This is a genomic window from Streptomyces graminilatus, from assembly GCF_001418565.1.
In the GTDB taxonomy this organism is placed as follows: domain Bacteria; phylum Actinomycetota; class Actinomycetes; order Streptomycetales; family Streptomycetaceae; genus Streptomyces; species Streptomyces graminilatus.
Window position 1 is genome coordinate 1 of the sequence record NZ_LIQQ01000003.1, and the last position, 4,475, is coordinate 4,475.

3 protein-coding genes are annotated in these 4,475 nt (G+C 69.6%); 2 read left to right on the plus strand and 1 reads right to left on the minus strand.

Annotated elements, in window-relative coordinates:
* The first annotated feature begins 207 nt into the window (after positions 1 to 207).
* Positions 208 to 1,221, plus strand: a complete 1,014-nt coding sequence (locus AOK08_RS00115) for an ArsR/SmtB family transcription factor (protein WP_055522377.1) — start codon at positions 208 to 210, stop codon at positions 1,219 to 1,221.
* Positions 1,222 to 1,306: 85 nt separating this feature from the next.
* Here AOK08_RS00115 and pepN read toward each other — a convergent pair whose 3' ends face one another.
* Positions 1,307 to 3,889, minus strand: a complete 2,583-nt coding sequence (gene pepN / locus AOK08_RS00120) for an aminopeptidase N (protein WP_055522379.1) — start codon at positions 3,887 to 3,889, stop codon at positions 1,307 to 1,309.
* A 112-nt stretch (positions 3,890 to 4,001) separates the two neighbouring features.
* Between pepN and AOK08_RS00125 the strand changes: the two genes are divergently transcribed.
* A partial coding sequence (locus AOK08_RS00125; protein ID WP_055522381.1) for a DUF1203 domain-containing protein occupies positions 4,002 to 4,475 on the plus strand: 474 nt, incomplete at its 3' end.

The window sequence follows — 4,475 nt, forward strand, 5'->3', positions numbered from 1 at the left end:
GCGACGGTGGCGGCGCTGATGAATGACCTGGTCAAAATGCTCGATCGCATTTGGTCCCCCTGGGATTCGTTGATCGCACGGCTCTTTTCACCGGATCTTTTCCGGACGATCCGTGAACGGCTTCCGATATGACCTTGTCAGCCCCCTCGCGGCATCGACATACTTTTCCGCCTGAGCGTAAAAGCAATGGTCAGCGAGGGGACTTGAATGCTCCGCATCCACTTCACCGACGCAGATCTCGCGCGCCTCCGGGTGGCGTCCAGACCGGATCCGCTCTGGGAGATCTCCTTCACCGTTCGCCGCTTCCAGACCCGCAAGGGCCTCTGGGCATACGCCGATTGGCACCGCAGTGCCCGCGAGGCGCTGTACGCGAAGGGCCTCACGCCCGTCGTCCGCGATATGTTGGGCCCCCTTTATCCGAAAGGTGTCTATTTTCCTGATTTCCTCACCCCGAGTGAGGCATCCGAAGGTCTGGACGCGGGGCTGGAAGCCATGCTCCACGTCCCCTGTAAACGCGTACTGCGTGAACTGAGCATCCTGGACCGGGTGAGCGGCGCCCCCGGCTGGTCCCGGCAATTGCCCGACATCGAATCGCGCAAGGAATTCGTCCGAACGGTTCGGAATTATTACGACGTCGCCATCCGCCCGTACGGCGAAGAAATTCAGGCGCACATCGACGCCGACCGCTCCGCCCGCGCCCGGGACCTGCTCGACGGCGGTACCGACGCGCTCCTGGCCGGTTTCCGGCCGAACATGCGCTGGCGGCGTCCCACGCTGGAGGTCGACTACGTCGAGGACCGTGATCTGTACCTGGAGGGGCGCGGCCTGACGCTGGTGCCCTCGTACTTCTGCTGGGGCGGCGCGGTGTCGCTGGCCGACGCCGGTCTGCCGCCCGTCCTCGCCTACCCGCTGCGGCGCCCGGCCCCCCGTACCGAGGAGACCGGCGCCCCGCTCGGCTCGCTGCTGGGCGAGACCCGGGCCGTCGTGCTGCGGGCGGTCGCGACCGGCGCCACGACCGGCGAACTCGCCCGGGCGGCGGGCGTCTCGGCGGCGTCCGCCACCCGCCACACGACCGTGCTGCGCGACGCCGGGCTCCTCGTCAGCCACCGCCACGGCCCGGCCGTCCTGCACACCCTCACTCCCACGGGCGCCGCACTGCTACGGGCCGGGCGCACCGGCAACGGAAAAGGGGCACCCTGCCGCCCCGGACCGGACCACTAGGGTCCGTGGGTCCATGGACGACGGGATGCCCCCGACTCCCCGACTCCCCGGCTCCGTTCGGCGCAACGGGGTGCTACCGCTGCTCCTACTCGGCAGCCGCGTCCGCCGCCTGCGCCTTGAGCGCACGCTCGACACCGGAACGGGACTCCGAGACGAGTCGCCGCAGGGCCGCGTTCGGCTCGGCGGCGGTCAGCCAGGCGTCCGTCTTCGCCAGGGTGTCCTGGGAGACCTGGACGGTCGGGTAGAGGCCGACGGCGATCTGCTGGGCGATCTCGTGCGAGCGCGAGTCCCAGACGTCCTTGACCACCGCGAAGTACTTGTCGGTGAACGGCGCGAGCAGCTCGCGCTGGTCGGTCTGGACGAAGCCCCCGATCACCGCCTCCTGGAGGGCGTTCGGCAGCTTGTCGGACTCGATGACCGACGCCCAGGCCTCCGCCTTGGCCTCCGCGGTCGGACGCGCGGCCCGCGCGGTGGCGGCGTGACGTTCACCGGCGGCGGTCTTGTCCCGCTCGTACTCGCCCGCGATCTCGTCCTCGTCGAAGCGCCCGACGGCCGCCAGCCGCTGGACGAACGACCAGCGCAGCTCGGTGTCGACGGCCAGCCCCTCGATGGTCTGCGTGCCGTCGAGCAGCGCGCCCAGCAGGTCCAGCTGCTCCGGCGTACGGGCCGTGGCGGCGAAGGCGCGCGCCCAGGCCAGCTGGTGGTCGGAGCCGGCCTCGGCCGTCCGGAGGTGGGCCAGCGTGGCGTCCGTCCAGCGGGCCAGCAGGGCCTCGCGGGCGGCCGGGTCGGCGTACAGGTCGATCGCCAGCTTCACCTGCCGCTGGAGCGACTGCACGACACCGATGTCCGACTCCTTGCCGATGCCCGACAGGACGAGGGAGAGGTAGTCGTGGGTCGCCAGTTCGGCGTCGCGGGTCATGTCCCAGGCGGAGGCCCAGCACAGCGCGCGCGGCAGGGACGCCTCGAAGTCACCCAGGTGCTCGGTGACGAAGGCGAGGGACGCCTCGTCCAGCCGGACCTTGGAGTACGACAGGTCGTCGTCGTTGAGCAGGATCACGGCCGGACGACGCCTGCCGACCAGCTCGGGCACGGCCGTCAGCTCGCCGTCGACGTCCAGCTCGATGCGCCCGGTCTCGTCGTCGCGCAGCAGCTTGCCACTCGCCTCGTCGAGGTCGTACAGGCCGACGGCGATCCGGTGCGGCCGGAGCGTGGGCTCACCCTTGGCCCCGGCGGGCAGGGCGGGAGCCTCCTGCCGGATGGCGAAGGAGGTAATAACTCCTTCCGCGTCCGTCTCGATCTCGGGGCGCAGGATGTTGATGCCGGCCGTCTCCAGCCAGGACTTCGACCACGCCTTCAGGTCACGCCCGGAGGTCTCCTCCAGCGCGCCCAGCAGGTCGCTGAGCCGCGTGTTGCCGAACGCGTGCTGCTTGAAGTAGGCCTGCACACCCGCGAAGAACGCGTCCATGCCGACGTACGCGACGAGCTGCTTCAGTACGGAGGCGCCCTTGGCGTACGTGATGCCGTCGAAGTTGACGAGGACGTCGTCGAGGTCGCGGATCTCGGCCATGATCGGGTGCGTGGACGGGAGCTGGTCCTGGCGGTACGCCCACGTCTTCATGGAGTTGGCGAACGTGGTCCAGGAGTGCGGCCAGCGCGAGCCGGGCGCGTAGGCCTGGCACGCGATGGACGTGTAGGTGGCGAAGGACTCGTTGAGCCACAGGTCGTTCCACCACTCCATGGTGACGAGGTCGCCGAACCACATGTGCGCCAGCTCGTGCAGGATCGTCTCGGCCCGCACCTCGTACGAGGCGTCCGTGACCTTCGACCGGAACACGTACTGGTCGCGGATGGTGACCGCGCCCGCGTTCTCCATGGCACCGGCGTTGAACTCCGGCACGAACAGCTGGTCGTACTTCTTGAACGGGTACGCGTAGTCGAACTTCTCCTGGAACCAGGAGAAGCCCTGCCGGGTGACCTCGAAGATGGCGTCGGAGTCGAGGAACTCGGCGAGCGAGGGCCGGCAGTAGATACCGAGCGGCACGCTCTGCCCGTCGGCCTCGTACACGCTGTGGACCGAGTGGTACGGCCCGACGATCAGCGCGGTGATGTACGTCGAGATCCGGGGCGTCGGCTCGAAGTGCCAGACGTCGTCCTTGGGCTCGGGCGTCGGCGAGTTGGAGATGACGGTCCAGCCGGTCGGCGCCTTCACCGAGAACTGGAAGGTCGCCTTGAGGTCCGGCTGCTCGAACGAGGCGAACACGCGCCGGGCGTCCGGCACCTCGAACTGGGTGTAGAGGTACGCCTGCTGGTCGACGGGGTCGACGAACCGGTGCAGTCCCTCACCCGTGTTGGTGTAGGCGGCGTCGGCGACGACGCGAAGGACGTTGCGCCCGGCGAGCAGCCCCGGCAGGGCGATCCGGGAGTCCTTGAAGACCACGTCCGGGTCGAGGGGGTCCCCGTTGAGCGTGACCTCGTGCACGGCCGGAGCGACCAGGTCGATGAAGGACTCCGCGCCGGTCTCGGCGGAGTCGAAGCGCACCGTGGTCACGGACCTGTAGGTGCCGCCCTCCTGTGCGCCGGAGAGGTCGAGCTCGATCTCGTACGAGTCAACGGTGAGCAGCTTCGCCCGCGCTTGCGCCTCTTCGCGGGTCAGGTTTGTGCCAGGCACGCGGTCATCTCCTCGTTGTGTGTCGGTCGCGCCATCCTTCCATGGGATCAGCGGCCGACGCGATGTCCGGAACCCGCCGGTGAACGGGGCGGACAGGCGCGAACGTGGAGCCATGACGACGCACACGACAACCCGCGCGAAGGCACGCGTCACGTATGCCGTACGCCCCATCGGTCCACTGATCCTCAAGAGGCTGCGTTCTGCTGACGACGGGGGACGCGAGTTGGTTCCCGGGACGGACCCCGAGGGCGGCTCCCCGCTGCGCTGCTGCCTGCGCGACAGCGCTCCCGGCGAGCGCGTCGCCCTCGTCTCCTACGCCCCGCTGCGGCGCTGGGCGGCGGCGGAGGGGGTCGATCCCGGGGCGTACGACGAACAGGGTCCGGTGTTCATCCACGCGGAGGCGTGCGAGGGGCCTGTGGCGGGGGAGGGGTACCCGTTCGCCGGGGCGCGGCGGGTGCTGCGGCGGTACGACGGGGAGGGGCGGATCGTCGGGGGGCGGTTGGTGGAGGAGGTGGACGACCGGGCGTTCGAGGAGGCGTTCGCCGATCCCGCGGTGGCGGTGGTGCATGTACGGGCGGTGGAGTAC